The following is a 21994-nucleotide window of genomic DNA, read 5'->3' on the forward strand; positions in this document are numbered from 1 at the left end:
ATCAGCTCCGGTAAAGCCCGTCGAGGCGCTCGCCGTAGCGTTCCTTGATCTTGTGGCGGCGGATTTTCATCGAGGGGGTCATTTCCTCGTTCTCGATCGTGAATCCCTCGTCCGCAAAGGCGAATTGGCGGACCTTCTCGATTACCGAGAGATCCTTGTTCACCCGGTCGACCGCCTTGCGTACCGCCGCGCGGAATTCGGGATCATCCTGCAACGTCTTGAGGTCGAACTTCTTGCCGTTTTCGCGCGACCATTCGACCGCCCATTCGGCATCCGGCACGATCAGGCCGACGATGTAGGGGCGCTTGTCCCCCGCTACCATCGCCTGGCCGATCTCGGGCTGGAGCGTGAGCATGCCCTCGACCTTCTGCGGGGCGATGTTGTCGCCCTTGTCGTTGACGATCATGTCCTTCTTGCGGTCGGTGATGACGATCCGGTCCTTCTCGTCGAGATGGCCGATGTCGCCGGTGTGCAGCCACCCGTCCTTGATCGTGCGCTCGGTCTCGGCCTCGTTCTGCCAGTAGCCGTGCATGACCAGCTCGCCGCGGCACAGGATCTCGCCATCCTCGGCGATCTTCACCTCGACACCGCGCATGGCCGGACCGACCGAGTGCATGGCGATGCCCGCCTTCGGACGGTTGCAGGCGACCACGGGGCCGGCCTCTGTCTGGCCGTAACCCTGCAGCATGGTGAGACCCATCGATTCGAAGAAGATGCCGACGTCGGGATTGAGCGGCGCGCCGCCCGAGACCATCGCCTTGATCCTTCCGCCGAAGCGCTGGCGGATCTTGGGCTTGAGCAGGGTGCCGACCACGGCATCCTTCATTCCGTCGCCGAACTTCTTCTGGCCCTCGGCGCGGCGTTCGCCGACCTCGAGCGCGGTGTTCATCAGCTTTTCTGCAAGGCCGCCCTGCTTCTGGACCTGCTTCATGATGCGCGTGCGCAGCACTTCGAACAGGCGCGGCACCACGACCATGATCGTGGGCTTGGTTTCCTCGATATTGCTGGCGAGCTTTTCGAGGCCTTCGGAATAATAGATCTGCGCGCCCACCGCGATCGGCAGGAACTGGCCGCCGGTATGCTCGTAGGCGTGGCTGGCCGGCAGGAAGGAGAGGAAACGCTCGTCGTCGTCGATGCCGAAATCCTCGATCAGGATGTCGGCTGCGCCCGCGACATTGCACAGGATCGCGCCGTGGTGCTGCATCACGCCGCGCGGGGCACCGCCGGTGCCGCTGGTGTAGATGATGCAGGCCGTGTCGCCGCGTCCGATATGCGCGATGCGCTCGTCGACGGCCTTGCGCGCTGCTGCCGCATCACCGGTGGTGAGCGCGTCCCAGTCGTGGAAGCCGAAGCTGCCCGACTGCTGGCGGTGGAGATCTTCGATGCCGATCACGTGCTCGGCAATGCCCGAGGCCTGCAGCGCGCCGTGGAGCGGGCCGAGCAGCTTCTCGTTCGAGACGATCACCGCGCGCGCGCCCGAATTGTCGAGGATGTGGACGTGATCGCGTTCGGTATTGGTGATGTAGGTCGGCACGGTGATGCAGCCGGCCGCCATGATCGCGAGGTCCGAGATGCACCATTCGGGGCGGTTCTCCGACACCAGGCACACGCGGTCACCTGGCTTCAGGCCGAGCGCGAGCAGGCTTTCTGCGAGCACGCAGACCTTCTCGGCCGCCTCGGCCCAGGAAATCGTCTGCCATTCGCCGTCGCGCTTGGCGCCCAGGAACGGCTTGTCGCCCCGCGCATCGGCGCGCTTCAGGAACAGTTCGACAAGATTGTTGGCGGAATCGATATCCGACAGCACAGGCAGACTCCTCAGCGAAATTGTTTTCTTATGCAGTCAACTCGGGCGCGATGCTTAGGCTCCCCGGTGCGCAACGGCAAGAGAGCGCGCCAGAGGCCTCAGGGTAGGTCGAGCACGCCTTCGAGCCGCGGATCGCGCTCGCTCTGCCATGTGCCGTCACGATAGAGGATGGCGCCGGCCTTGATCGGGGCCGAACGGACGATCAGCTCCTCGTGGCCGAGCGCGCGGAAGGCATCGGCCGAGGTCTCCAGCCAGGTCCCTTCCTCGATCAGCACGCGGTCGCCGAAGGCCATGACGAAGGGCAGGTTAAGCGCGTCCCTCGCCGACATGCCGAAATCGATGGCGCCGATGATGCTGCGTACGGTAGAGACCGGGATCGTGCTTCCGCCCGCCGCGCCCACGGCCATGAAGGGCTTGCCTTGCGGGTCGTAGATCACTGTCGGCGACATGGACGAGCGCGGACGCTTGCCGCCCTCGACCCGGTTGGCCACCACGCGCCCGCCCACCACCGGCGAGCGGCTGAAATCGGTGAGCTCGTTGTTGAGATAGTAGCCGCCGAACATCAGCCCCGAACCGAAGGGCCCCTCGACAGTGGAGGTGTAGCTCACCATCGTGCCCGCGCCGTCGACCACGGCGAAATGCGATGTGCCCTTCTCTTCCGGCTCGTCGCCATCGGCCATGACCGTGAGGGCGCCCGGCGGTGTGCCGGCCTCTGCGGTTTCCATCCGGCCGTCGGCTGAGATCAGCTCGCTGCGCTGCGCGAGATAGTCCTTGTTGAGCAGGCCCGTGACCGGGACAGTCACGAAGTCGGGATCGGCGAGGTAGATCTCGCGGTCGGCATAGGCGAGCCGCTGCGATTCGAGGAACAGGTGCCATGTGACCGGATTGTCGGCGCCGAGCGCGGCAAGGTCGAAGCGTTCAAGCTGGCCGAGGATCTGCTGCACGGCGACCCCGCCGGACGTCGGAGGGCCCATCGAGCAGACGCGGTATTCGCGGTACGATGTGCAGACCGCATCGCGCTCTTTCGCCTCGTAGCCGGCGATGTCGTTGTAGGTCATCGCGCCCGGCCTCGGCGTATCCTGCGCGACGACGAGCGCGAGCCCGGTGGCATTCTCGCCCTCGTAGAACGCTCGCGTGCCGCCAGCGGCAAGCCGCTCGAAGGTGCGGGCAAGCGCTTCATTGGTAACCAGCGTTCCGACCGGGAGGGGCTCTCCATCGCTGCCGAAGAACAGCGCCCGGCCCTCTGCAGTGAACGCAGCGCGGTTCCGGGCGCTGGAGAGCGAGTTGTTGAGGCGCGGATTGATCCGGAAGCCTTCGCGGGCAAGGCGGATCGCGGGCCCGAACAGTTCGGCCCATGCGAGCTTGCCATGTGCTGCATGCGCCTTGGCCGCGAGCGCGATATTGCCGGGCACGCCGACGCTCAGACCGCTGCGGACCGACTGGATGAAGGGCGGCAAATCGCCGTTCTCGTCGAGGAACCAGTCGGGCGTGGCTCCCGAAGGCGCGGTCTCGCGGCCGTCATACGTCGTGACGTCGCCATCGGCCTCGCCGCGAATGAGGAAGCCGCCGCCGCCGATGCCCGAACTCTGCGGTTCGACCACGGTCAGCGCGAGCATCACCGCGATGGCGGCATCGGTGGCGCTCCCGCCTTTCGCGAGGATCTCCTCGCCCGCCTCCTGCGCGCGCGGGTCGGCCGCCGTGACGGCGCCGATCGGTACGATATGCTGCGGGGCGGATGGTGCGGTCTGGCAGCCGGCAAGGGCCAGGGCGCTGAGCGAAACTAGGGCGATACGGTACATCGCGCGCGACGCTATTCGCTTCCCACCGCCTCTGCAATCGAGGAAAAGCCTTCGCGCTTCATCAGGCTTTCGAGACCGCGCGTGATGCGGTGTGGCAGCCCGGGGCCTTCGTAGACCATCGCGCTGTAGAGCTGGACGAGGCCCGCGCCCGCCTTGATCCGCGCCCAGGCATCCTCAGCGCTGGCAATCCCGCCGACGCCGACCAGCGGAATCGCGCCGCCGGTTGCCTTGCGGAAGTCGCGCACGCGCTGGAGCGCAAGGTCGCGCAAGGGTGCACCCGAGAGGCCGCCTGACTCGCCGGCATGGCTCGAGCGAAGCGGCGGGCGGGAGATGGTGGTGTTCGAGACAATCAATGCGCCGAGGCCGGTATCGTTTGCGATGCGCGCGATCGCGTCGATGTCCGCGGGTTCGAGATCGGGCGCGACCTTGAGGAATACCGGTGGGCCCTGCTCGCCGCGGGCTTCGAACACGGCCTCGAGCAGGCCGACCAGCGCGCTCTCGTCCTGCAAGGCGCGCAGGCCCGGCGTGTTGGGGCTGGAGATGTTGACCGCAAGGTAGCTCGCGAGCGGCGCCATGATGCGGGTCATCTGCGCATAGTCGGCAATCCGGTCCTCGCTGTCCTTGTTCGCGCCGATGTTGATCCCGACGATACCCGGACGCCCTGCCCGCCGCTCGAGCCGTGCGTGGGCGAGCTCGGCCCCGCCATTGTTGAATCCCATCCGGTTGATGACCGCCCGGTCCTCGACCAGCCGGAACAGTCGCGGCTTGGGGTTGCCGGCCTGCGGACGCGGGGTGATCGAGCCGACCTCGGCAAACCCGAAGCCGAGCCCAAGCAGTTCGTCGGGTACTTCGGCATCCTTGTCGAAACCCGCCGCCATGCCGAGGGGGTTGGGAAACTCGATCCCCGCGACCGTAGTTGCGAGCGCTCCGGCGTGGGCGGGGCCGCGCCTGGGCGAAAGCTTCAGGGCCTTGAGCGTCAGGCCGTGGGCGCGCTCGGGATCGAGGGAAAACAGGGCGGGGCGGGCAATTTCGAACAGCATGGCGCGCCGCCTATGATCGAAGCGACCGCCGCTGTCGAGCGGCGCGCGAACGACAAAGTCCCGCTTGGGGACGGCGTTGTAAATTTCCGCCAAAATGCATGCGCGTGATATTCTCTGTCGCCTGCATACAATCAACTGTAACAGAATCAGGCTAGCACACTTTTGCGACCCGAAGGGCTCGGAGCAGCAATGCAACGAGTTCTCACCTATAGAGGGCGGCTCTTCAACGGGCCGCCCTTTTTTTCTTGGTTATGCCTGAGCCACTTGGCAGCCCAGATTCCGCCCGCGACGCGGATTGTCGGATTTTTACTATTTACTGACCATAAGCTTCGTGCTCAGTCGCTTTTCGATTATTTCTTCGAGGAGACTTCGCATGCGAGCCACTAGCCGCACCCTTTTCACCTGCGCATCCGCCGCAGTTCTCGCTGCCTGCTCGGCAGCACCTGCGCCGCAGGCGGAAGTTTCCGACCCGGTCGTACAGGCTCCGGCCAAGAGCGCGGCGCTGGCCGAACTCTTCGAAGAGTACGACGCAGCCAGCCTCGCGATGTCGCCGATGGGCAAGTCCTACCGCGGCATCCGCGACGAGGATTACGGAAGCTGGGACGACATGAGCGACGCTGCCGAAGTTCGCGGCGAGCAGCTTACCCAGTCGACCGCGGCGCGCATGCGCGAAGGCTTCGATCTTGCCGAACTCTCTGCCGAGGATGCGCTCAGCTACCGCCTGTTCGACGCCATGGCCGAGCGCAGCGCGCGCAGCCACAAGTTCCGTCGCAACGGTTTCATCTTCAACCAGATGTTCGGCGCGCAGAGCCAGGCGCCCGCATTCCTGATCAACATCCACCGTGTGAGCAATGCGAGCGATGCTGAAGCTTACGTCAGCCGCATCGAGGGGATTGCACCTGCTCTCGACACCCTCATCGCGGAAGCGCGTTCGCGTGCGGACGACGGCGTGATGCCGCCCGACTGGGTCTACCCCTACGTGATTTCGGATGTCGAGAACCTGCTCAATGCGGGTGACGACAATGCCATCATCGAAGACTTCATGGGCAAGGTCGACGCCATCGAGATCGACGACGATGCCCGCGTCGCGCTGAAGGAAGATGCGCTCGCCGCGTGGAATTCCTCGGCCCGCCCGGCCTACGAGCGGCTGCTTGCCGAAATGAAGCGCCAGCAGGCGATCGCACCGACCGATGACGGCATCTGGCGGCTCGACGACGGTGCCGAATATTACCAGGCGCTGCTGAACAACTACACGACGACCGACCTCACCGCCGACCAGATCCACGCGATCGGCCTGCGCGAAGTGGCTCGTATCCACGGCGAGATGCGCGCGATCATGAAGCAGGTCGGCTTCGAAGGGTCCTTGCAGGATTTCTTCCAGTACACGCGCACCGACGACCGCTTCTTCTACGACAATCGCGAGGACTACCTTGCCGATGCCGAGGCCCATATCGACGCGATGGAAGCAAAGCTGCCCGAGTATTTCGGCGTGCTGCCGACCGATCCGCTGGTAATCAAGCCGGTCGAGGCCTTCCGCGAGAAGAGCGCCGGCAAGGCCTTCTACCAGCGCCCGGCACCCGACGGTTCGCGCCCTGGCACCTATTACGTGAACCTCTACAACCTGCGCGACATGAGCAAGAACGAGCTCGAGGCGCTTGCTTATCACGAGGGCCTTCCGGGCCATCACCTGCAGCTCTCGATCCAGACGCAGCTGGGCGATGTGCCGCCATTCCGGCGTTTCGGCGGGGTCACCGCCTATAGCGAGGGCTGGGGCCTCTATTCCGAAGAGCTCGGTAAGGACATGGGCTTCTACACCGATCCCTATTCCGATTTCGGCCGTCTCGGCATGGAGCTGTGGCGCGCCTGCCGCCTGGTGGTCGACACCGGCCTGCACCACAAGCGTTGGAGCCGCGAGGAAGCGATCCAATACCTCACCGACAACACGCCCAACCCCGATGGCGATATCCGCAAGGCGATCGAACGCTATGCCGTGATGCCCGGACAGGCGACCGCTTACATGATCGGCAAGCTCAAGATCATGGAACTGCGCGAGCGTGCGCGGGTTGAACTAGGCAATAGATTCGACATTCGCGCATTCCACGATACAATCCTTACCAGTGGGCCGGTGCCTCTTTCTATCATGGAAGAGAATGTCGAGACCTGGATCGCCGCCGAAAAGGCCGGTGACTGAAGGTCCTCAGGGAGAGCAGGGGCGCAGGGCATGACCACCAATCCTAGCAATGGCGCAGACGCGGCCGAGCCCTACAGCTTCGAGTGGGTAGAGGCGCCCGAGGATATCGCGCGCTATCTCAACTCGCTCTATATCCTCAGGACTGGTCCGCAGACTGTCGACGACATGATGCCCGCCTATTCGGGCCAGTTGCTCGTGACGGTACGCGGCGGTGGCGTCATGCATTTTGGCGAGGGCAACGACCAGACTACTTTGCCCGCCTATATCCAGTGCCCTCTGACCGAGGCGCGCAAGTTCGAGATCGATGCCAACACGGTAATGCTGGGCGTCTCGCTCAATTTCCGTGGCTGGGCGGCGCTCACCGGTCTTCCGGTCAATGAGAACCACGATGACTACCGGCTGATCGAAGATGTGCTGCCGCACGAAATCGCGGTGCGCATTGCCGCAGTCGGCCCGCGCGTGACTGCCGGCGAGATCACCGAGCGCCAGGCGCTCGACGAGCTGGCCGATATCGTGCGTGACGGGTTCAACGAACTGCCCGAGCGCCAGGCGCAGGTCATCGACACCACGCTCAACTGGCTTTCGGCCTCGTTCAAGCCCGAAATCGAGACGCTGCTCGATCGGCTGCCCTATTCGGAACGGCAGGTGCAGCGGCTGGTCACGCAGTTCTTCGGCGCGCCGCCGGTGCGCCTCATCCGCCGCTATCGCGCAATGCGCGCCGCGACGCTTCTCGCAATGCCCGATCTCGATCCCGCGCTCGAGGCCGAGATCCGCGATGCATTCTATGACCAGGCGCATATGATCAAGGAAATCCGGCACTTCACCGGCCGCACGCCGCGCCGCCTGATGCCCAAGGAGCATTCGGTGATCAAGGACACGCTCGCCCCTGACGGATACAGCTCGGTCGACCTGTTCGGCGGCAACCAAGACCAGGAGCTCGCCAAGGAGTAGTCCGCGCCAGTTGCTAACGACTCGCAATTGGCGGTTTTCCGTTGAAAATCGGCGATTCCGCTCATAGCTGGCTAATCGGAACGGATTCGTCCGATTTAAGCCGAAGCGAGCAGATGCGCCTTTCTAACCTTGCAGACTATGCCGTGGTCACGATGTGCCAGGCCGCACGCCATTGCGGCGGCGGGCGCGTCAGCGCGAGCGAGCTTGCAGCGGAAACTCGCCTTCCGGCTCCCACGGTGCAGAAGCTGGTGAGCAAACTCACTGCCGCGGGCCTCTTGCGCTCTGTGCGCGGTGCGGGCGGCGGGCTGCAGCTGGCGCGTCCGGCGGCAGCGATCACGCTCGCCGACATCGTCGAGGCGGTGGAAGGACCCATCGCGCTCACCGCGTGTATCGAAGGCAGCGAGTGTTCGGTGGATCATGATTGCCGCGTCAGGCCGCACTGGCCGATGGTGAATGAAGCGCTGCGTAGCGCACTGGCTGACATCAGCCTCGTGCAGCTGGCGCAGGAAAAGGAAGTCGCGTGAACGAGCAGGTAGACATCCAGACCCCCGACGAGACGGGCGAGGAAATGGACCGCGAAGCCAAGGAAGCCGCCGCCAAGGCTGCGGAATACGAGCATGGCTGGTCGGCCGATATCGATACCGAATTCGCCGAGAAGGGCCTGACGGAAGACACCGTCCGCTTCATCTCGGCCAAGAAGAACGAGCCGGAATGGATGCTCGAATGGCGCCTCAAGGCCTTCCGCCTGTGGCAGACCATGGAAGAGCCCGACTGGGCCAAGCTCGGCTATCCGGCGATCGATTACCAGGATGCCTATTACTACGCTGCGCCGAAGAAGAAGGAGCAGCTGGAAAGCCTCGACGAGCTCGATCCGGCGATCAAGGAAGTCTATGACAAGCTCGGTATTCCCGTGGCGGAGCAGGAAGTGCTCGCCGGGGTGAAGGGCGCGCGCAAGGTCGCGGTTGATGCGGTGTTCGACAGCGTTTCGGTCGCCACCACCTTCCGCGAAGAGCTGAAGAAGGCGGGCGTCATCTTCCTGTCGATCAGCGAGGCGATCCGCGAATATCCCGAGCTGGTGAAGAAGTGGCTCGGCAAGGTGGTGCCGCAGAAGGACAACTTCTTCGCCACGCTGAACTGCGCGGTCTTTTCCGACGGCACCTTCGTCTACATTCCGGAAGGCGTGCGCTGCCCGATGGAGCTCAGCACCTATTTCCGCATCAATGCCGAGAACACCGGCCAGTTCGAGCGCACGCTGATCATTGCCGAGAAGGGCAGTTATGTCAGCTATCTCGAAGGCTGCACCGCGCCGATGCGCGATGAAAACCAGCTCCACGCCGCCGTGGTCGAGCTGGTCGCGCTCGAGGATGCGGAGATCAAGTACTCGACCGTCCAGAACTGGTATCCCGGCGATGCCGAGGGCAAGGGCGGCATCTACAACTTCGTGACCAAGCGCGGCCTGTGCCAGGGCGCGCGCTCGAAGATCAGCTGGACGCAGGTCGAAACGGGCAGCGCGGTGACGTGGAAGTACCCCAGCTGCGTGCTCAATGGCGAAGACAGCGTGGGCGAGTTTTATTCCGTTGCGGTTACAAATAACTACCAGCAGGCCGATACGGGAACCAAAATGGTTCATAATGGCCGTGGCAGCCGCTCGACGATCATTTCCAAGGGCATCTCGGCGGGCAAGTCGAACAACACCTATCGCGGTCTCGTCCGCGTCGGCGCGAATGCCGATGGCGTGCGCAACTTCACCCAGTGCGACAGCCTTCTGCTCGGCGACGAATGCGGGGCGCACACCGTGCCCTATATCGAGGTGAAGAACCCCGGCGCGCAGATCGAGCACGAGGCGACCACCAGCAAGATCTCCGACGACCAGCTGTTCTACGCGATGCAGCGCGGCCTCGACGAGGAAGAGGCAGTGGCGCTGATCGTCAACGGCTTCGCCAAGGACGTGCTGAAAGAGCTTCCGATGGAATTTGCCGTCGAAGCGCAGAAGCTGCTGGCGATCTCGCTCGAAGGGAGTGTGGGTTGATGGCGCGGAACAGTTTCGTGAATAGCCGCGCCGTATTCGGCGTGGTTGTGGCTGGATCGCTGGCCACTGGCGCCAATGCCAGCGATTTCACCGGATATCATTCCACAACCCCACTGCTGTATATTTACGCTGCCTGCGCACTCGACTCCGAGGAGGCGACTGCCGAAGCGCAGATTGCGAAGTGCGCCCCGGTGAAAAGCCGTGTCGAGGTGCTTGCCGGGGACGTGATCGAACGATTCCATGTTCGCGCAAGGCACCGCGTCGAAAGAGAATTTCGAGATGGTATCGAAGAGATCGAACGGGATGCGCGGCTTTCGCGCGAGCAACGCAAGGCGGTGCCGAATCCCATTCTGAAATATATCGAATGCCTGGGCGAAAGTGTCCTCGAGACTGACAAGTTTCGCGACGGCTTGGCTATCAGCTACTTCGGCATTGAAGAAGATTGCTCCAACAAGGAATTGGGCGGCGAACGGCAGATTTCTTCGGAGGCTGAATTGCAACGCATTCGCGTGCTCTACCGGCGATTCGCGCGGTTTGGAGAGTACAAGGTCGACCAGGATAACAGCCTCCGAAACAAATATACTCGTTCTGCCGGCGTTGTAGCGCGGGGCAGCAGCCAGGGCTTCAATCGAAGCTTCCTCGATTTGGCCACACTTGAAGCAGATGACGAATGACTGACCGCAAGACCCTCGGACTACGCGACCCTTCGGAAACCGCCGACACCGCGCCCAATCTCAAGAAGAAGGGCCGCGGGTGGGAGATTTCGGAGAAGCGACTCGATGCGCTGCACGAGCAGGCGCGCGAGATGCGGCGCCATTCCTCCGAAGCGCACAAGGCGCTGGCCGAACGCTTTGCCAAGGCCAACATGGGCCCCTTCACCTTCAAGCGCCATGCCGTGGTCGGCAGCGCGATCGTCGATTTCAACTGCCACAAGCTCGGCATGGCGATCGCCATCGACGAGGAAGGGCAGAACGACACGCTCGCCAAGCGCCGTGACAAGAGCCTCGAATCGGTCGGCATCCGCGTCATGCGGATCGCGGCGAAGGACATCCTCGAGGACATGGACGCGGTTCTCGAACGCATCACTCTCGGCATGCGCAGCCGCATTGCCGACAAGCGCGAACGGCGCGCAGCCCATAACGAAGGTCGGTCCTCATGATTGCAACTGCCAGCGCTGCCCTCACCCTCATCTTCGCACAGGCCGCGAGCGATCGCGTCCGGGCCGAATATCCCGACCAGCAGTGGGAGCTCGAATATCCCGCGCTGATCGGCGGCTTCGTCGATGACTATTACAGCTGCCTCAAGGGCGGCAGCTATGTGATCGGCGACGGCAGCGGCTTCGAGGACCAGTATCGCGGCGATATCCAGCGCTGCCGCAAGCAGGCGAGTGAAATGGAAGCAGGCGCGAACGAACTTCTTGCGAGGCGCGGGCGAGATGCCGACACGCCGCCGACGCAGGTCGCCAATATCTTCGAAACCGTCCGCCGCATCCATGTCGAGCGCGGTGCGAGCCTCGATCGCGCCACCAACAGCCGCATCGTCGCCAGCAATGCCTACGCAGAAGCGCGCGAAGTGGCCGACGCAGCGCCGCCGCCCTGCGTCGCCTATGTGAACGAGCTGCGCGAGGCGCGCCAGAACCACATGGAGACCCAGGGCGAGAGCGTGAAAGCGATCTACGACAAGCCCGAATACACGCAGGACGACCAGCGCCTGATCGCCACCTACAACGCCGAGCTGATGCGCCTGACCGGTGCGATCACGCTCGAACTGAGGGCCTGCCCGCAGGCGAACTATCGCGTCTACGAAGAAGGCGCGGAGACGCCCGAAGGCTGACCCGGACAGACAACGGATTACACATGCTCAAGATCGAAAATCTCACCGCCGAAATCGACGGCAAGCAGATCCTCAACGGCCTAAGCCTCGAAGTGGCTGCGGGCGAGGTCCATGCCATCATGGGGCCCAACGGTGCGGGCAAGTCGACCCTGTCCTACGTTCTCGGCGGCCGGCCCGGCTACGAAGTGACCGGTGGCTCGGTAGAATTTCGCGGGCAGAACCTGCTCGACATGGAACCGCACGAGCGCGCGGCTGCAGGCCTGTTCCTCGGCTTCCAGTACCCGGTCGAAATCCCCGGCGTCTCGAATGTCCAGTTCCTGCGCGAAGCGCTCAATGCACAGCGCAAGGAACGCGGCGAAGAACCGCTGACCGGCGGCGAATTCCTCAAGCTCGCCAAGGAAAAGGCAGGGCTTCTCAAGCTCGACATGGAAATGCTCAAGCGCAACGTGAACGTCGGCTTCTCCGGCGGCGAGAAGAAGCGCGCCGAGATGGTCCAGATGGGCATCCTCGACCCGGCATTTGCCGTGCTCGACGAGACCGACAGCGGTCTCGACATCGATGCGCTGCGCGTAGTGGGCGAGGGCATCAACGCGATCATGCGCGACGAGAACAAGGGCGTGCTGCTGATCACGCACTACCAGCGCCTGCTCGACGTCGTGCAGCCGGACAAGGTCTCGATCCTCAGCCGTGGCCGCATCGTAAAGACCGGTGGCCCCGAACTGGCGCTGCGCCTCGAGAACGAAGGCTATGACGCGGTGATGGGTGAGCCGGCATGATTGCCGCACTGACACTAATGCTTGCACAGGCCGCTGCGCCTGCCGCCGGGGCCGAGTTGCCTTCGGAAGAGGACGTCGCGCGCGAAATCGTCGCGATCAACAAGGTGCTCGACAAGTGGAATGGCGGCATCCTCAAGCGCGACGGCAAGATCACCTGCCGCCTGGAGGAAAGCTCCGGCGACCAGGCGGTCGATGTCCTGCGCTGCGGCGCGATGGTCGCCTGCTACACCCCGCGCGTGGACGAACTCGACGCGATTGCCTCCTCCGACGCTAGCGCCGATGAGCGCCGGGCGCAGATGCGGGCCATCATGGACGAGGTCCAGCCCTGCGTCGCCAACGCGGAGCGCGAGGGCGTGCGCCGCCTTGCTTTCGTGAGGGCCTCGAAATGACCGGAACGCTCGATCTTCCCACCCGCAAGGACGAAGCCTGGCGCTATGCCGCAGTCGAGAAACTGCGCGCAGAAGACCTGACCGACTGGCGCACGATCGACGTCGCTGCCGGTGGGACCATGCGCGAAATCCTCGTCGTAAGTGACGAGAATGCCGGCGAGATCGAAATTCACCGCCTGCGCGTGAATGTCGCGGAAGGCGCGCGCTGCGAAATCTTTGGCGTCATTGCTTCAGCCGACTATGCCCGCGTCGAAGTCGAGGTCACGCTCGGCCGCGGCGCGCATTTCGAACTCGGCGGCATCACCGTCGGCGGCCGCGACACGGTGCGCGAATTCGTCACCCGTGTGGTCCACGCAGAGCCCGAGGGCACCAGCAACCAGACCGTGCGCTCGGTTCACTGGGGGCAGGGCACCGGCAATTTCCTCGGTAGCATCGACGTCGTCCGCCACGCGCAGAAGACCGACGCCGCGCAGGACTTCAAGGGCCTGCTGCTCGAGAAGGGCGCCAGCGTGAACGCGGTGCCGCAGCTCGAAATCTTCGCCGACGACGTGAAATGCGCCCATGGCGCCACCGTCGGCCAGCTCGACGAAGCCGCGCGCTTCTACATGGCCGCCCGCGGGCTGACGCCCGAACTGTCGCGCCGACTGCTGGTGCAGGCCTTCATCGGCGATGCGCTGGTGGGCCTTAAAGACGAAGACGCGCAGGAACGCCTGATGCGCGCCGCGCTCGACAAGCTGGACAAGCACCTGTGAACGAGACCGTGACCCTTTCCGCGCCGAGCGCGCTGAAGGCCGATTTCCCCGGGCTGCTCACGCCTGACGGGGAGCCTTGGCACTATCTCGACACCGCCGCATCGGCGCAGAAGCCGCAGGCGGTGATCGATGCGATGAGCCGGGCTCTGGGCAAGGACTACGCCACGGTGCACCGCGGCGTTTACGGCCGTTCCGCGCAGATGACGCTGGGTTATGAGGCGGCGCGTCGCCGGACTGCCGAGTTCATCGGTGCGAAGTCCGAGAACGAAATCGTCTTCGTTCGCGGCGCGACCGAGGCGATCAACCTCGTCGCTGCCACCTGGGGCATGACGCGGATCGGCGAGGGCGACCGGATCGTGCTCTCAACGCTCGAGCATCACTCGAATATCGTTCCCTGGCAAATGCTTAGCGAGCGAACCGGAGCGGAAATCGATGTCTGCCCGCTGACCGAAGATGGTCGGATCGATCTCGGCGCGCTTGAAGCGCTTCTCACGCCGAGAACCAAACTGGTTTCTCTTGCGCACGTATCGAATGTCCTTGGTTCAGTTCTCGATGGCCGGAAAGCCGCCGACCTCGCCCATTCGGTGGGCGCGAGGATCATGCTCGACGGTTGCCAGGCCGCCCCGCGCATGACCCTCGACATGGCCGCGCTCGATTGCGACTTCTATGCCTTCTCGGGTCACAAGCTTTACGGTCCGACCGGCATCGGCGTGCTCTGGGCGCGCGAGGAACTGCTCGAACAGATGCCGCCGTACCAGGGCGGCGGTGCGATGATCGAGAAGGTCGCCTTCGAGGGCACCACCTATGCGCCCCCGCCGCAGCGCTTCGAGGCGGGAACGCCGATGATCACCGAGGCGATCGCGCTCCATGCGGCGATCGATTACGTCGTCGCCCTAGGCCCGGATAAGCTCTTCGAACATGAGAGCGGCCTCGCCGCAACGCTGCGCGAGGAGCTGCGCAAGCTTAACGCGGTGACGCTGTTCGGACCCGAGGAAAGCGCGGGCATCGTCTCTTTCGCGCTCGAAGGGGTTCACCCGCACGATCTCGGCACCATATTGGATGAAGAGAATGTCGCGATCCGCGCCGGACACCACTGCGCGCAGCCGCTGATGAACCATCTCGGTGTACCCGCGACTGCACGGGCCAGCTTCGGCCTCTACAACGACGAGAGCGATATCGACGCGCTGCTGCGCGGAATTGAAAGGACCCGGAGGATTTTCGGATGAACAAACCCTCTGACGACAAGGACTTCATTGCGGCTCCGTCCCCTGCGGACACGGTTGTCGGCAAACCTCCGCGTGCGCGTGTGTCGGACGCTGTAGATCCCGACGAGACCGCGGGCGAGAAGTTCGAGCGCAAGCGCGACTATCTCGAAGGCTTCCTTGCGAAGTCACCCGAGGCGGAAAGCGCGACGGGTGCCGGCGGCAAGCTGCAGCAGGCCGTGGTCGATGCGCTGAAGGAAATCTACGATCCGGAAATCCCGGTGAACATCTACGATCTCGGCCTGATTTACGGCGTCGAAGTCGATGACGAGTGCGACGTCACTGTCACCATGACGCTCACCACGCCGCATTGCCCGGTTGCCGAGACCATGCCCGGCGAAGTCGAGCTGCGCGCCGCCAGCGTCCCCGGCGTCCGCGATGCCGAGGTCAACCTTGTCTGGGATCCGCCCTGGGGGCCCGACAAGATGACCGACGAAGCGCGTCTCGAACTGGGGATGCTGTGATGGCCGACACCAACGCCCGTCCCGCTCCGAAAGCCGCCGTCGTCCTGACGCCGCGCGCCGAGGAGCGTGTCGCCGAGCTCATGGCGAAGGCTCCCGAAGACGCGATCGGCGTGAAACTCTCGACGCCGCGTCGCGGCTGTTCGGGCCTCGCCTATTCGGTCGATTACGTCACCGAGGAATCCAAGTTCGACGAGAAGATCGAAACGCCTAGCGGCACCTTCTATATCGACGGTGCCAGCGTGCTCTACCTCGTGGGCAGCACGATGGACTGGGTGGAAGACGATTTCTCGGCCGGATTCGTTTTCGAGAACCCCAACGCCAAGGGCGCGTGTGGGTGCGGCGAAAGCTTCATGGTCTGAGCGGGGCCTGAGCCCCGCCCGACCGCGCAAATCCTATTCCTCGGCGAGGAAATCGAGCAGGGCCTGCTCGTATTCGTCGATCTTGCCGTCGGCGTTGATCTTGGCGTCGAGCCAATCCTGCTCGCTCGAAGTAACCTCGTGCGCTGCGGCGACCCCTTCCGCGCGCGACGGGCCATTGTCCCGCTTGCCGAAGACCGTCCCGAAGACATTGGGTGAGCTCTTGCCCACGCGCATGAGGAAGCTGCCGACACCGTGGTTCGTCTCGGCCATGAACGCCTGCAGCTCGGCAGCGCGCTCGCGGCTGATCTGGGCGTTGGCATCGGAATACCCCTGGAGGTAGTTCGCGACGCCCTGCACGAAGAGGCGCTTCCACTCGGGCGAATTGTTGCCGCCGATGGTAGCATCCTTGATCCGGAAAAGCATCTCCGCCTCGCCGCGACCTACTGCCGCGGGGCGCTCGCTCGCCGGGGCGAAGATCGCGCGGCGCAGCAGCCTCGCCTCCGTTTCGTTGACGTTGCCGGCTTCCAGCTCGCCCCCGCAACGCGTCGGGCCGGTGCCTTCCAGCACGGCCTTCTCGATCTGCTTCTCGGCATATTCCTTGAGCGCGACAGGCACGTTCTGCGCTCGCTCGAACACGCGAACGAGCAATTCGAGCTCGGCCATCGAACCGAGCTTACCGTCGGCATCGATCTGCGCCATCAGCCAGTCGGCATTTTCCTGGTCGACATAACCCAGCGGCGCGCGCTGGTTGAGCACGTATTCGCCGAGCGCCTCGACGAAAAAGTCGGTCCATTCGGTTCCGCGCTCAGACAGTTGGCGGTTGAGAGCGAAGATCGCCTCCGCCTCGTCCTGCGAGATACGTCCGTCGGGCCAGCATTCGCGGCGCATCGCCTGCACCTCGAGTGCGTTGACCTTGCCGTCCGCGCCGGCGCGGCGGGCGATGTTTTCGAACTGGATGCTCATGATAGTGGCTTTGCCCCTCGTAATTTGCGGGCAAACCCTAGGAAATCGGCGTTAAAACCGCGTTACCGCGCTTTCAACGGCTCAGCGCTCTCACGCAAGCGGCCCGGTCGACGTCCTCGCCGTCGCTGGCGCGGCGGGCCTCGACATGGGTGGCGCTCGGCGATGCGCCCGGCCTCAGGGGGTAGAGATAGATATCGAGCACGCAGGCTTGGCCGGTGAACTGCAGCTTCATCGCGTCGCCTTCGCGCACCTCCAGGCGCGGGGGGCCGAACATGTTGGCAAGCGCAGTGCCGTTCTTGCCGATCACGCCCTCGAGCCCCGGAAGGTTCATGACCGTCGGCGCGCGGAACTGCGCGGTCGAGGGGGCAGCGCGCACCGGTGCCTGCGGTGGCGGCGTCTGCGCGGCGGCGGGACGCTCGGGAAACTGGTAGGTCTTGGGCGAGCTCATGCAGCCCGAAAGGCTCGCCGCGAGCAGTACCAGTGCGGCAGTCTTACGCATTCACGGCTCTCCTGCGGTGGACCATGTGGGTTGCGCTCGCCGCGCCGATGACAGGGGCGAGCAGGTTGACGAAAGGCAGCATCAGGAGACCCGCGATCGCCCCGCCGAGCATGAAGCGGTCACCCTGGCCCATCGGCGCAATCTCGTGCGCACCGGTGCGATGGCGCAGCCAGACCATGTCCTGCAGCTCGCGTCCGAGCAGCCAGGCATTGACCGCCCAGAAGAGCAGCGCCGTACCCACGCCCGTGAACAGCAACACGATCGCGAAGGGCAGGGCGAGCAGGTTTGCCCCCAGTGCCCTCAGCGCCGAGCGCAGGCCCTTCGACAATTCCTCGCTGAAGGGGAGCGAACGCGCGGCGCTCGCTTCTTCGGGGTAGTGCATCGCCTCCACCGCGCGCACCACGTCCTCGGCATAGAAATTGAGCACGAAGAGCGCGACGAAGCGGAATAGCAGCCAGCCGAAGATCAGCAGCATGATCACGGTCAGGAGGACGCCGGCCCCGTGGACCGGGGTCCAGCCGAGGTACTCCGCAAGCCAGCCGAGCGCGAAATAGAGCGCCGCGCCGAGCACTGCGAAAATCGCCAGCGTCACGAACAGGCTCTTCACCAGCACGCGAATGATGGCCGCATCGCCCAACTGGCTGAAAGACAAGGCAAGGGCACGCGGCAGCGTCATCATAAGGCCTCGGCGAATCGCCTGCCCGCGCGGCCAAGTCAACGCCGCACTTGGCCTTGGCGCGATGAACCGCTAACCGCGCCCGACGAACTTTCCCCGCACAAGAGATTCCCGGAGCATCCATGACCGACCCCCGCTACGACGTCGTCGCAATCGGCAATGCCATCGTCGACGTGATGGCCCCCTGCGAAGACGAGCTGATCGACGAGCTCGACCTTGCCAAGGGCGGCATGACCCTGGTCGATACCGAGCGGGCGAAGGAACTCTATTCCGCCATGGGCCGCGCCACCGAGATCTCGGGCGGTTCGGCTGCCAACACGCTCGCCGGCATGGCAGCGCTCGGCGCGCAGTGCGCTTTCATCGGCCAGGTCGCCAAGGACCAGCTGGGCGAGATCTTCGCGCATGACATCCGCGCCGTCGGCATCGATTTCGACACGCAGCCCCGCGAAGGCGATCCGCCGACCGCGCGCTGCCTGATCTTCGTGACGCCCGATGGCGAGCGCACGATGAACACCTTCCTCGGCGCCAGCCAGTTCCTGCCGCCCGCAGCGCTCGACGAAGATCTGATCGCCAGCGCCGGCGTGCTCTATCTCGAAGGCTACCTGTGGGACCCCGAAGAGCCGCGCAGCGCCATGCGCCGCGCCATCGAGGTTGCACGTAATGCCGGCCGCAAGGTCGCCTTCACCGCTTCGGAAAGCTTCGTAATCGATCGCCACGGCGACGATTTCCGCGCGCTGATCGAGGAAGGCCAGATCGACATCCTGTTCGTCAACGAGCACGAACTGGCCACGCTCACCGGCGAGGAAGACTTCGACACGGGCCTCGACATGATCAAGGACAAGGTCCCCGTCCTCGTCGCCACGCGCAGCGCCAAGGGTGCGGTCGCCATCCAGAACGGCGAACGCGCACAGGTCGCCGCCGAACCGATCGCCAAGGTGGTCGACACCACCGGCGCGGGCGATCTCTTCGCTGCCGGCTTCCTCACCGGCCACACCCGCGGCAAGGACCTCGAGACCTGCCTCAAGATGGGTGCGATTTGCGCCGGCGAGATCATCAGCCACATCGGTGCGCGCAGCGAGAAGGACCTGAAGGCACTGGTCGCCGAAAAGCTGGGCTGACCTGCACGCCGCGCAAGTTGATGAAGTACATGCGCTGCCGCCGGTAATTCATTTACAAAGGCCGCTGCCGAAAACGCGAAAGCCCCGCTCGAATGGCGGGGCTTTTTGCGTGGGGGGAATACGATTTGAAAGAGCGGTTCTGACGTTACCGAACGTGCGAGCGAGTAGGAAAGAGCAGTTCTGCGACCGCTGACTTCCGTCCCCTTCCTAGCGATATTTCCGGAAAAGTAGACATTCCGACAACGACCCGATCACGGGCTCTGGATTCCTGCGAAACCCCAGCTCACAGTCACCGGGTGATCGGCAAACCGTCGGTCACACCGTGATCTCTCCGATAATCGACCAACGCCTTAATATGGGGCTCTTCGAACATCGCCACGTAGCGAGGATCGGCGCGGAGCTCGTCGGAGGCAGTTAGCCGCCCTCTGACCAGGAGCGGCATCACGATGTGAACGCCCTGACGGCTGAAATCGAAGTTCTCCACGAGCCCGAATGCCTCATCGACATATCCGTAGAGCAATAAGATCAAGAGCCAGTCGCTAGGCGGCATCAAGCCATCATGCCCCTCCACATCCCATTCCACCGTGCCGCGATCCCCGAAGAAAATGAAATCAGTGTGCATCCTCATTGATCGCGCCTGCCCCAATTCCCCCGAGTAGAAAGCGCGCTCGTCTTCGGCCATTTCGGCAATGGTGCCGGTATCCATCCGATAATCATACGTGGTGCCGTGCTGCAGCAGCGCGCTCCACCACTGAAAGGCAGCAAACCAGCAATCAATCCGACATTCCGATGCGCTTCGCTCAACCCCGGGATAGTCACCAGCCGCAATGAGTGAATAACGATGGAAACGCTTGAGGATCCGATTGAAAGGATCAGCCGCCATGGCGCGTTCGACATGGGTCACAGCCTCTCTCGAGCGACCTGCCATATGGAGCGCGGATCTCATGAACGTATTGACCCTCGAATCATTGGGCCGTTGCTCAAGCAGGTCTTGCGCAGTCGCGAGCGCCCCGCCGATATCTCCATGTGTGTTGAGCTGGAAAATGGCTTCAGCGAGTTCGACCTCAAAGCTTTCCGGATCGAGCGTGAGTGCCTTGTTTTTGTGTTCTTGATAGAGACCAATGTACTCGTCACGTGAGAGCATAAAGAAGGTGCTGTTAGTCCCAATCGCGAGTACGTAAGCCGCCCCTGCATGACCGGCAGCGAAGTCGGGTTCGATCGAAGTGGCAAGCTGCATTTGTCGCAGAGCGTGTTGCCAATCGGATGAATCGCGTGCGGTCATGAAGGCGAGGCCATCGAGATACGCCTCGTAGGCCCGCGGATCGAGATCTTCGGGAATTTGGAGCTCGTCACTGGCCATGCGGCGCAGGGCGAGGATCGTCCCGGAAAGGCGGGTCAGCAACAGCGCTTCGAACTCGTCAGGATGGGGCCGCGACCCCGCGATTTCCCGCGACCAGATGGCTCGTCCGGAGCGCGCTTCAACCAGCTTGACCTGGCTCACAAGGCGATCGTCCGATGCCAGAATATCGCCCTCGATGAAGTGATCGACACCCAGTCGCCTGCCGATTTCCTGCGGCGAGAGGTTCTGGCCGTCCAAGGCGTCGATCGCAGCGCTGGGGACGAGGTCTATACCCGGGACGCGGGCAAGGTTGCTGGAGATCGAAGCGGTAAAGGCTTCCTCGCGCTCCCGCCATTCGTCATCTCCGCTTGCCTTGAACGGCAGGACTGCGAGCGAAGTGGGCGCTTGCTGGGCGGGGCTGCTGGTCGATCCGATCAGGAATACGGTCGCGATCGCCGCGATCACGAACAGTATTCCGAGGCCGGCGATGACCAGGGAGGATGGACCGGTACTTCGGCGAACGGGCCCAACATCCTCATCGGCAGCGGGCGGTTCCATATCACCCGCACCGCGGGGTGGTTCGAGCGCCTCGGCCACATCCAGCTGGTATCCGATACCTCGCAGCGTGTGGAGCAGGCCGGCATCGTCTCCCAACGCCTTGCGGACTGCAGTTACATGGACCTGCAAAGCGTTCTCCTCGACCGTGACGTCGGGCCAGACCGCTTCCATCAATTCGTCCTTGGTGACGACCTCCCCGCATCGCTCCGCGAGGAGCGTCAGGATCGACAGGGCGCGGGGGCCGAGGTGCACATGTTCGCCATCCAGCAGGAGCTGGCGATGCGGCTGCAAGATATGCGACCCGATGCGAAACTCTTCCACACCGGCCCCTTTCCCCGACCTTAAGGAAAGCTGTCGCCGTCGGTCGGTCTTGTGTTCTTGTCACAAACCGGCGCGAATTGCCAATTTTTTGGGACCGCCCGCCGACCTTCCGGCGGAAGGGCAAGCGCCTGATTTGCTTGGCTTTCTTTGATTATCCTTAAGGAAAACAACAGGTTTCAGCGAAGTTTCACGCAATCCTCATGCAACTGCCAAGGCACCATTTCCCGCCTCGGCGCAGAAAGGCCTCACCAACGGGCAAGCGGAAATCCCGGGCCCTCTGGATGAAGAGCACTTTGATCGATCGCGGAGGCCGCAACTCACATTCCGGGTTGCATTTTCCTGTTTCCCGCCGCGACCGAAAACGCATGAGGAAAGGATAGTCAAATGAGCAAGAATCGTATCGCAACCATCGTCACCGGTCTCGCCGCCCTGTCGATTGCAGCACCGCTGCACGCCCAGGAAACCCCCGACCTTCTCGTCGAGGCAGCCCCTGATGCGCGTGTCCGGATCGTCGATTTCAACGATCTCGACATCTCGCAGGCACAGGACATGGAGCGCCTGAGGAGCCGTGTTGCAGTGGCCGTGAACTGGGCCTGCCCCGCACGCATCCAGGGTCCGATCAAGATCTATCCGGATCACAGGGAATGCCGCGAGAATGCATGGGACGAGGCTGACCGACAAATTGCAGATGCCGCTGCACGGCTCGCTTTGGGCAAAGCCGCCCCCACCCGGCTCGCTGTGATGGTTTCGGCCGGAAGCAAGGCGGCCAAGTGAGAGATACCCCGGCTTCGGCGTCGCATCGGCTGCACTGCGGGCTGTCGATGTGACGCCGGAGATGTCTCGAAACCAATGGAAATTTGGTCTGGTGTCC

General features: G+C 63.7%; 22 protein-coding genes. 15 read left to right on the top strand and 7 right to left on the bottom strand.

Annotation, left to right across the window (positions count from 1 at the left end; all coding sequences use genetic code 11):
- Position 1: 1 nt before the first annotated feature.
- From K3163_RS00740 to K3163_RS00750, 3 genes are all read right to left on the bottom strand, one after another.
- Positions 2 to 1804 (bottom strand): AMP-dependent synthetase/ligase, encoded by a 1803-nt coding sequence (locus K3163_RS00740; protein ID WP_425594372.1) that lies wholly within the window; start codon positions 1802 to 1804, stop codon positions 2 to 4.
- A gap of 98 nt (positions 1805 to 1902) precedes the next feature.
- Positions 1903 to 3603, bottom strand: a complete 1701-nt coding sequence (gene ggt / locus K3163_RS00745; protein WP_221550849.1) for a gamma-glutamyltransferase — start codon at positions 3601 to 3603, stop codon at positions 1903 to 1905.
- Positions 3604 to 3614: 11 nt separating this feature from the next.
- Complete coding sequence (locus tag K3163_RS00750; RefSeq protein WP_221550851.1) at positions 3615 to 4643, bottom strand: quinone-dependent dihydroorotate dehydrogenase; 1029 nt, start codon at positions 4641 to 4643, stop codon at positions 3615 to 3617.
- A gap of 373 nt (positions 4644 to 5016) precedes the next feature.
- Here K3163_RS00750 and K3163_RS00755 point away from each other — a divergent pair, with 373 nt between their 5' ends.
- From K3163_RS00755 to K3163_RS00815, 13 genes are all read left to right on the top strand, one after another.
- On the top strand, positions 5017 to 6834 hold the full coding sequence (locus K3163_RS00755) for a DUF885 domain-containing protein (protein ID WP_221550857.1): 1818 nt from the start codon (positions 5017 to 5019) through the stop codon (positions 6832 to 6834).
- 30 nt (positions 6835 to 6864) lie between these two features.
- Positions 6865 to 7785, top strand: coding sequence for an AraC family transcriptional regulator (locus K3163_RS00760; protein WP_221550867.1), 921 nt, complete (start codon positions 6865 to 6867; stop codon positions 7783 to 7785).
- A 113-nt stretch (positions 7786 to 7898) separates the two neighbouring features.
- On the top strand, positions 7899 to 8309 hold the full coding sequence (locus K3163_RS00765) for an SUF system Fe-S cluster assembly regulator (protein ID WP_221427258.1): 411 nt from the start codon (positions 7899 to 7901) through the stop codon (positions 8307 to 8309).
- Between the two features lie 44 nt (positions 8310 to 8353).
- Positions 8354 to 9814: a Fe-S cluster assembly protein SufB gene (gene sufB, locus K3163_RS00770; RefSeq protein WP_221553929.1), complete on the top strand. Its 1461-nt coding sequence runs from the start codon at positions 8354 to 8356 to the stop codon at positions 9812 to 9814.
- Positions 9814 to 10488, top strand: coding sequence for a hypothetical protein (locus tag K3163_RS00775; protein WP_221550869.1), 675 nt, complete (start codon positions 9814 to 9816; stop codon positions 10486 to 10488). Before sufB ends, K3163_RS00775 begins: the two co-directional genes overlap by 1 nt.
- Complete coding sequence (locus tag K3163_RS00780) at positions 10485 to 10973, top strand: endonuclease domain-containing protein (protein WP_221550879.1); 489 nt, start codon at positions 10485 to 10487, stop codon at positions 10971 to 10973. The genes K3163_RS00775 and K3163_RS00780 overlap by 4 nt, the downstream gene beginning before the upstream one ends.
- Positions 10970 to 11647, top strand: a complete 678-nt coding sequence (locus K3163_RS00785; protein ID WP_221550888.1) for a hypothetical protein — start codon at positions 10970 to 10972, stop codon at positions 11645 to 11647. Before K3163_RS00780 ends, K3163_RS00785 begins: the two co-directional genes overlap by 4 nt.
- 23 nt (positions 11648 to 11670) lie before the next feature.
- On the top strand, positions 11671 to 12423 hold the full coding sequence (gene sufC / locus K3163_RS00790; protein WP_221550890.1) for a Fe-S cluster assembly ATPase SufC: 753 nt from the start codon (positions 11671 to 11673) through the stop codon (positions 12421 to 12423).
- Entirely contained in the window at positions 12420 to 12812 is a 393-nt protein-coding gene (locus K3163_RS00795; RefSeq protein WP_221550892.1) for a hypothetical protein, read from the top strand. Before sufC ends, K3163_RS00795 begins: the two co-directional genes overlap by 4 nt.
- Positions 12809 to 13564, top strand: coding sequence for a SufD family Fe-S cluster assembly protein (locus K3163_RS00800; RefSeq protein ID WP_221550894.1), 756 nt, complete (start codon positions 12809 to 12811; stop codon positions 13562 to 13564). Before K3163_RS00795 ends, K3163_RS00800 begins: the two co-directional genes overlap by 4 nt.
- Positions 13561 to 14790 (top strand): aminotransferase class V-fold PLP-dependent enzyme, encoded by a 1230-nt coding sequence (locus tag K3163_RS00805; RefSeq protein WP_221550896.1) that lies wholly within the window; start codon positions 13561 to 13563, stop codon positions 14788 to 14790. The genes K3163_RS00800 and K3163_RS00805 overlap by 4 nt, the downstream gene beginning before the upstream one ends.
- Complete coding sequence (locus K3163_RS00810; protein WP_221550905.1) at positions 14787 to 15290, top strand: SUF system Fe-S cluster assembly protein; 504 nt, start codon at positions 14787 to 14789, stop codon at positions 15288 to 15290. Before K3163_RS00805 ends, K3163_RS00810 begins: the two co-directional genes overlap by 4 nt.
- The gene (locus K3163_RS00815) at positions 15290 to 15649 is read left to right on the top strand and encodes a HesB/IscA family protein (protein ID WP_221550908.1); all 360 of its coding nucleotides are present in this window, start codon (positions 15290 to 15292) and stop codon (positions 15647 to 15649) included. Before K3163_RS00810 ends, K3163_RS00815 begins: the two co-directional genes overlap by 1 nt.
- Positions 15650 to 15682: 33 nt before the next feature.
- On the opposite strand, the gene K3163_RS00820 is transcribed toward K3163_RS00815, so the two are convergent.
- From K3163_RS00820 to K3163_RS00830, 3 genes are all read right to left on the bottom strand, one after another.
- Entirely contained in the window at positions 15683 to 16612 is a 930-nt protein-coding gene (locus K3163_RS00820; protein WP_221550910.1) for a hypothetical protein, read from the bottom strand.
- Between the two features lie 73 nt (positions 16613 to 16685).
- Positions 16686 to 17111 carry a hypothetical protein gene (locus K3163_RS00825; protein WP_221550920.1) on the bottom strand — a complete coding sequence of 142 codons (426 nt, stop codon included), beginning with the start codon at positions 17109 to 17111 and terminating at the stop codon, positions 16686 to 16688.
- Positions 17104 to 17790 (bottom strand): EI24 domain-containing protein, encoded by a 687-nt coding sequence (locus tag K3163_RS00830; RefSeq protein ID WP_221550930.1) that lies wholly within the window; start codon positions 17788 to 17790, stop codon positions 17104 to 17106. Before K3163_RS00830 ends, K3163_RS00825 begins: the two co-directional genes overlap by 8 nt.
- Before the next feature lie 119 nt (positions 17791 to 17909).
- Here K3163_RS00830 and K3163_RS00835 point away from each other — a divergent pair, with 119 nt between their 5' ends.
- The gene (locus K3163_RS00835) at positions 17910 to 18905 is read left to right on the top strand and encodes an adenosine kinase (RefSeq protein WP_221550939.1); all 996 of its coding nucleotides are present in this window, start codon (positions 17910 to 17912) and stop codon (positions 18903 to 18905) included.
- 289 nt (positions 18906 to 19194) lie between these two features.
- On the opposite strand, the gene K3163_RS00840 is transcribed toward K3163_RS00835, so the two are convergent.
- Entirely contained in the window at positions 19195 to 21123 is a 1929-nt protein-coding gene (locus tag K3163_RS00840; protein WP_221550941.1) for a winged helix-turn-helix domain-containing protein, read from the bottom strand.
- Positions 21124 to 21507: 384 nt separating this feature from the next.
- Here K3163_RS00840 and K3163_RS00845 point away from each other — a divergent pair, with 384 nt between their 5' ends.
- Positions 21508 to 21897: a UrcA family protein gene (locus K3163_RS00845; protein WP_221550943.1), complete on the top strand. Its 390-nt coding sequence runs from the start codon at positions 21508 to 21510 to the stop codon at positions 21895 to 21897.
- Positions 21898 to 21994 lie beyond the last annotated feature (97 nt).

The sequence above is a fragment of the Qipengyuania xiapuensis genome, from assembly GCF_019711395.1.
Taxonomy (GTDB): domain Bacteria; phylum Pseudomonadota; class Alphaproteobacteria; order Sphingomonadales; family Sphingomonadaceae; genus Qipengyuania; species Qipengyuania xiapuensis.